Here is a 6,856-nt window from a genome sequence, read left to right as displayed (position 1 = left end):
CACCCCGCCCAGTGCCCCGGCCGGGCTGGCGGCCTGGCACCCCCGGCGCATCGGGCGCCTGAGCTGGGTCTGTGTGCGGGGGCTGATGCTGGCCATGGGCTCGGTCCTCCTGGTGGCGGCCCTGGCTTGGGCCGCCTTGCTGTGGCAGATTCTGCCTCGTGTCGACCAATGGCGCCCGGAGCTGGCTGAACAAGCCACAAGGGCATTGGGGGTGCGCGTGCAGATTGGGCAGATCCTCGGGCATGCTCAGGGGATCTGGCCGGTGCTCTCGCTGCGCGATGTGCGTTTGCTCGACGCCCAAGGGCGCACGGCCTTGCGCCTTCCGGAGGTCTCGGCGCGGGTGTCGCTGCGCACCCTGTCGCCCATGGCGCTGTGGCAGCGCGAACTGGTGCTGGCGCAGATCACCCTGGTGTCCCCGGAGCTGGATGTGCGCCGCGACCGCGATGGGACGCTCCACGTCGCAGGCCTGCAGATCGGGGCCAGCACGCCCGGCAAACAGGACACGACACTGGCCGATTGGGCCTTCACCCAGTCCCGCATCGACATCCAGCAAGGCACCGTGCGCTGGACCGACGAAGCCATGGGTGCGCCCACCCTGGCGCTGCAGCAGCTCGACCTGAGTGTGCGCAATGGCTGGGGCCTGGGGCGGCGTTCGCACGGCCTGCGCATCGCGGCCACGCCGCCTGCGGCATTCGGCGGGCGCTTCTCTCTGAAAGGTGACTTCAAGCAGCCCTTGTGGACGGCCGGAGGCCACGTGGTGCGCGAGGGCGAATCGGTGGTGTGGTGGGAGCGTCTGGGGCTGCGCACGACCCGCGCGGCCGATTGGTCGGGCTGGAGCGGTACGCTGGAGGCCTCTTTGCCCCACGTCGATGTGCAGCGTCTGCGCCAGCATGTGCGCCTGCCGCTTGATGTGGAGGCCGGCCACGGTGCCCTGCAGGCCAGCCTGCGCATCGCCAAGGGCGAGGCGGTCGGCGTGCGTCTGCAAGCGGCCGTGCGGGACCTGCGCATGCGCCTGGCGCCAGGCCTTTTGCCCCTGGCCTTCAAGCGCCTGGACGGCGTGGTGTCGCTCGACCACGCGCCCCGCGAGACCACCCTCCATTACGAAGGGCTGGCCTATGAGCTGGACGAGGGCCTGGTCTGGCCTGCCAGCAGCGGTCGCCTGCTTTGGCGCCATGCTCCCTGGCGTGGCCCTTTGCAGGACGCTGCCTGGCCGCTCAGCCTGGGTGGAGAAGCCCAGGCCGACCGCCTGGACCTGGCCTTGTTGGCTCGGCTGGCCGATCGCCTGCCGCTCACGCCGACCTTGAGGGCCCATCTGGCCAGCCTGGCGCCCGAGGGCGTGGTGGCCCCCCTGAGCTGGCGCTGGGAAGGCCCCGTCGATGCGCCTCGCCGTTACCAGGCCGAAGGCCGGATCAAGGGCCTGGGCTGGGCCCCCTCGGCCCAGGATGGCCGCCCGGGCCTGGCCCAGGCCGACGTCCAGGTCAAGGCCGACGAGCGCAGTGGCCGCGCCCAGCTGACCGTGACCGATGGCTGGCTGGCGTTTCCCGGTGTGTTCGAGGAGCCTCGCGTGCCCATGTCGCGCCTGCAGGCCCAGGTGGACTGGGCGGTTCAGCCCGGCGCCAGCGCAGGCGCGCCATCGCGCTTCAGCGTGAACGTCAGCCAGGCCAGCTTCGCCAACGAGGATGCCGCCGGCGAGCTGGAGGCCCGCTGGCACACCGGCGAGGGCCAGGCCCGCTTCCCCGGATGGCTGGACCTCAAGGGCCAGCTCGGCAGCGCCAGGGCGGATCGCGTCTGGCGATACCTGCCCGAGGTCATCCCCAAGGATGCGCGGGATTACGTGCGTCATGCCCTGCGCGAGGGCCGGGGAGACAAGGCCACCTTCGAGGCCAAAGGCCCGCTGGAAGCCTTCCCCTTCAAGGACGACCAGGGCGGGCGCTTCCGCGTGAACGTGCCCGTGCGCCAGCTCAAGCTGGACTACGTGCCCGCCGAACTGGAGGCTGGCAGCTGGCCCGTTTTCACCTCACTCGATGGCGAACTGGCCTTCGAGGGCCAGCGCATGCTGATCAAGGGGGGGCATGGGCGGCTGGGCGGGGTCGGCACCGGCGGCTTCAACCTGCACCACGTCGAGGGCCGCATCGACGACCTTGGCGCCCACGATCCGCGTCTGCGCATCAAAGGCCAGGGCGAGGGACTGCTGTCCGACATGCTCGGCTTCCTCTCGGCCTCGCCGGTGGGGGGCTGGACGGGCGGCGCGCTCAGCCAGGCCCAGGCCAGGGGCAAGGCCGCCATGCAGCTGGCCCTGGACATCCCGCTCAACCATGCCGAGGCCACCACCCTGCAAGGCCAGGTGAACCTCACCGAGCACGACGGTGCCAGCCTGCGCCTGCTGCCGTCCCTGCCCGAGTTCACCGAGCTGCGCGGGCACATCGGTTTCACCGAGTCGCGCCTGTCGGTGCAGGCCCGCAGCCGTGTCTGGGGGCAGGTGTTCGCCATCGATGGGCACCGCGACAGCGAGCAGGGCACCCGTTTCACGGCCCATGGCACGGTCTCGGCCGAGGGCCTGCGCCAGGCGGTGGAGATCCCGGTCTTGCCCTACCTCGGGCAGCATGCCGTGGGCGAGGCGCCGGTGACGGTCCAGGTCCTGATCCCCCGTGAGGCCGATGAGCCGGGGCACGGTCACCCGGAGGTGCAGATCACCTCGAGCCTGCAGGGCCTGGCAGTGCAGTTGCCTGCGCCGCTGAACAAGCCGGCCCAGGCCATCTGGTCGCTCAAGGTCGGGCACCGGGCCGATGACGCCCAGGCCACAACGGACGCCATCCAGGTCGAGGTGGGCGCGCCCCAGCCTGTGGCCGGTGGCAGTCCCTGGCTCAAGCTCGACCTGCGTCGCGACCTGAGCGGCGCCCAGGCCCGCCTGAGCCGCGGCAGCCTCAGCCTGGTGCAGGCGGGCATCGGTGCGCCAGCGGGGGCCTTGCCCCTGCCCGCAAAGGGGCTGACGGTGTCGGCGCAGGTCGATGCGCTGGACACCGATGCCTGGCGGGCCGTGGCCCAAGGCCATGGCCTGGGGCGCGCGACCGGTGCCGGCGCGAGCCTGGGCTCGGAGCTGGCGGCCTTCGTGCCCGATGTGATCCAGCTGAAGGCGGCCTCGCTCACGGGCCAGTCCCGCACCCTCAGGGAGGTGGACGCCATGCTGACCCATTCTCAGGCGGGCGCATGGCGGGCGCAGATCCAGTCGCCCCAGATGGCGGGCGTGCTCGAATGGCTGCCGGACGGCTCCCCCCAGGCCGGGCCACGCGCCAGCAAGCTGGTGGCCCGGCTGTCGAGGCTGCTCGTGCCCGCCGCCGAAGCCCAGGCCATGGCCGAGCAGGCCACGGCCCAGATGCTGGGCCATGCGCCCACCTCCGACACCGTGCCGGCCCTGGACGTGGTCATTGACCAGTTCGAGTGGCGCGGCCGTGCCCTGGGGCGCCTGGAGATCGACGCGGTCAGCCGCTCGCAGACGCACCCTGGCGGCCTCGTGTTGCCCGAGTGGCGCCTGAACCGCTTCCGCATCCAGAACCCCGATGCGCAGTTCATGGCGACCGGCGACTGGTCGGCCACCCCCGGCAGCCGCAAACCCCGGGCGAGTTTCAATTTCACCCTCGACCTGACCAACAGCGGTCAGCTGCTCACGCGCATGGGGCTGCCGCAAACGCTCAAGGGCGGCAAAGGCCAGCTGGCCGGCGAGGTGAGCTGGGCCGGCACGCTGCTGGAGCCGGACCCCGTCAGCATGTCGGGCGACATCCATGTCCTGATCAACGAAGGCCAGTTCCTCAAGGTGGAGCCCGGCATGGCCAAGCTGCTCGGCGTGCTCAGCCTGCAGGCCCTGCCGCGCCGCCTGGTGCTGGACTTCCGGGACGTCTTCCAGGAAGGCTTCGCCTTTGACCGCATCGATGGCGACGTGCGCATCCGCCAGGGGCTGGCCCAGACCCGCAACCTGCGCATGCGCGGGGTGCAGGCGGTGGTGCTGATGGAAGGGCAGGCCGACCTTGCCCGCGAAACGCAGAACCTGCAGGTCTTCGTGGTGCCCGAGGTGAACGCGGCCAGCGCCTCCCTGGCCTATGCCGCCATCAACCCGGTGGTGGGCCTGAGCACCTTCATCGCCCAGGTGCTGCTGCGCAAGCAGGTGGCCGAGGTGGGGTCGCGCACCTTCCGTGTCACCGGCCCCTGGGCCGACCCGCTGGTGGAGCGCATCCCCTTCAACCCCGAGGCGGCGTCGGCTGCCGAAGCGGCCGCCAGCGCGGCCAGCACCCTCACAAAGCCCCGAAAACCTTCCTGATCAGGGGTGAGCCCGATTTGGCGGGAGCGTTGCGCAGGCGGCGCTCTTCTTCGCCCATCACGAAAAACAGCCCGTCCAGCGTTTTCTGCAGCAGGTGGGCCTGCACGCGGACCGGGGCCGCGGTGCTGTCCGATGCCGATGTTGATGTTGATGTTGATGTTGATGTTGATGTTGATGTTGATTTGGCCTTGTCGTTGAGTTCGGCATGGAGGCTGCCCAGGTCGCTGCGGTCGACCACAGCCTGGGCCACCGGGCGCAGCGTGTCGGTCAGCGCGGCCCGCTGGCCCTCGGAGAAGGCCACGGTCAGCGCATGCTGGTGGCCCTGCAGCAGCTTGAGCGGCTCGGGCAGCGCGGCCCGAGCAATCGCCTGGTTCAACGCGGGGCCCGCCGCCGCGGCCAGCTCGGCTGCCGCGACGTTCAAGGCGTTGGTGAACGCCTCCAGCTTGTCGCCCTGGCCGATGGTGCGCAGCACGGGAGACGCTTTTTCCAGCGCATCCGGCAGGCCCAGTCGCACCTTGTCGTTGGACAAGAAGCCCTCTGGACGCCCCAGTTGCGCCACCGCCACCGCGGCGGCCTGGCTCAGTGCGGCCCGCAGGGCGCCTCGGGCCTCGGTCAGGCTGAAGGCCTGGGGCCAGGCCAGGTTCGGCAGTCCCAGGGCGAGACCCGCCCCAGCCGTGCGGCGGACCCACAAAGACAATACACTGCGTCGGTCCATGCTCCTGTCCGTCCTTCTTTCCTGTCTGTGGTGCAGATCCATGTCCAGCTTGCCTTGTGTGCCGCGCCGTCGTGCCGTCTCCGTTCTGGCCACGGTGGCCTTGTCGTGGGGCCTGACGGCCTGCTTTGGCGACAGCCAGCCGACCTTGCCCGACCAGCCTTTCACCCAGCTGGACGGCTCCACCCATCGCACCAGTGAACTCAAGGGCAAGGTCACGCTCATCAACTTCTGGGCCACGAGCTGCAGCACCTGCGTGCGCGAGATGCCGGCACTGGTGGCCACCCACCAGCGCTTCAAGGCGCAAGGCCTGGAAACCCTGGCGGTGGCCATGGAGTATGACCCACCCGCTTACGTGATGCAGTTTGCCCAGACCCGGCAGTTGCCCTTTCGCGTGGCCATGGACCACGGTGGCCAGCTGGCCTCGGCCTTTGGCCCGGTGCAGCTCACGCCCACGACCCTGGTGTTGAACAAGCGCGGTGAGGTGGTCAAGCGTTATGTGGGCGAGCCCGATTTCAAGGGCCTGCACAGCCTGATCGAAAAGCTCCTGGCCGAGCCCGCCGCCTGAGCGGCTTCAGACCTCACATCACCCTGGAGAGCTCGTAGACCAGGGCCGAGGGCAGGGCGCTGGCGATGGCATCGCGCCCGACCCGGGCCATGCCGGTGGGACTGATGGTGGAGATCTCGAAACTCTGCCCGCCATCGAGCAGCTCGATGAACACGAACTCCGGCACCTCCTGGCGGATGCCGGCAGCCAGCTGCTCGAAGGCGAGGTCGCGCAGCGCCCCTTCGAAGACGATGGCATGCGGCAGGCCCTCGCGGCAGAACTCCGCAGCCTCGCTCACCGAGCCCACGAAATCCACGACCAGGCCCATCGAGCGGGTGGCCTCGCGCATCTGCACCCGCAGGTCGCGGCGGCTGGCCACCACCAGCACGTGGCTGCCCGCCAGCGGCTTGGAGTTGACCGAATCGGTGAAGCCATGGTCGGGCTCTTCCGCCTCGACCTGGGCCACCAGCGCCTGCACGGTTTGCGGGAACTCCAGCGTCAGTTGCGCGTGGCTGGGGTCGATCTGCCGGTCGAAGACCAGACCGAGGCTGCGCGCGGTCTGGTCCAGCAGGTGCCAGTGCATGGTGCCGAGGCGAGCCTGAAGGGCTTCGGCGCTGGGCGGCGCCGACTGGTCAGGCGGGTGGTGCTGGAAGCGGCAATGCAGGCGGGCATGCGCCGGCCAGTCGCGGGTGTCGATGCGCAACTCCACCATGCCCTGTGCCGCGTCCAGCCACCAGTCGACCAGGGCGTTGAGCAGGCTGAACAGCATGGACGCGTCCAGCTGGACCTCGATGGGCTGCAGCGACTGCGTGAGCTGGATGCCACGCCCGTGCAGTTCGCGGGCGCGGTAGGCCAGCACGCTTTGCACGGTGTGGGTCAGGTGCACGCGTTCGTGACTCTGGCGGATGCGGCCTGAGGCCAGGCGCGCGATCTGCTGTGCCCAGATGCCGGCCTGTCGGGCGCGGTCGACCTCGTCGCGCAGCGCACGCAGGCCGGTCCGGTCGATGCGGCCGGTGGTGGTGAGGGTGGTGACACGCTCCAGGGCGGCGGTCAGGGGCTCGGCCAGCTCGCGGCCCAACTGCCCCAGCAACTCGTGCCAGCGTGTCAGGGCCTGTTCGACGGCGGCATCGCTGGCGGGGGGCGTGGGCGCCTCGGCCGCCTCTCCGCCCAGATCCGCCAGCAGGTGGGCGGTCGGCAGTGAAGGAGGCGAGGGGGGCTGGCTCATGAGGGAAGAGGCTCTTATTCGAATTGGCGGGAGTTTTGGGGTCGCGGCCCGGCTTGTCCA

The 6,856-nt window shown here is 70.3% G+C and carries 4 protein-coding genes; 2 read left to right on the top strand and 2 right to left on the bottom strand.

What is annotated here, in order from left to right:
- The first annotated feature begins 85 nt into the window (after positions 1-85).
- The gene (locus QZ994_RS17760) at positions 86-4,312 is read left to right on the top strand and encodes a YhdP family protein (RefSeq protein WP_290874821.1); all 4,227 of its coding nucleotides are present in this window, start codon (positions 86-88) and stop codon (positions 4,310-4,312) included.
- Here the strand turns inward: QZ994_RS17760 and QZ994_RS17755 are convergent.
- Positions 4,287-5,027, bottom strand: a complete 741-nt coding sequence (locus QZ994_RS17755) for a DUF4197 family protein (RefSeq protein ID WP_290874819.1) — start codon at positions 5,025-5,027, stop codon at positions 4,287-4,289. The genes QZ994_RS17760 and QZ994_RS17755 overlap by 26 nt on opposite strands.
- A gap of 40 nt (positions 5,028-5,067) precedes the next feature.
- Between QZ994_RS17755 and QZ994_RS17750 the strand changes: the two genes are divergently transcribed.
- Positions 5,068-5,592 (top strand): TlpA disulfide reductase family protein, encoded by a 525-nt coding sequence (locus QZ994_RS17750; RefSeq protein WP_290874815.1) that lies wholly within the window; start codon positions 5,068-5,070, stop codon positions 5,590-5,592.
- 13 nt (positions 5,593-5,605) lie between these two features.
- Here the strand turns inward: QZ994_RS17750 and QZ994_RS17745 are convergent, their stop codons facing one another.
- On the bottom strand, positions 5,606-6,796 hold the full coding sequence (locus tag QZ994_RS17745) for a hypothetical protein (RefSeq protein ID WP_290874812.1): 1,191 nt from the start codon (positions 6,794-6,796) through the stop codon (positions 5,606-5,608).
- Positions 6,797-6,856 lie beyond the last annotated feature (60 nt).

Source organism: Aquabacterium sp. (assembly GCF_021768455.1).
In the GTDB taxonomy this organism is placed as follows: Bacteria; Pseudomonadota; Gammaproteobacteria; order Burkholderiales; family Burkholderiaceae_C; genus Aquabacterium.
This window is presented reverse-complemented; position numbering and strand designations above follow the sequence as displayed.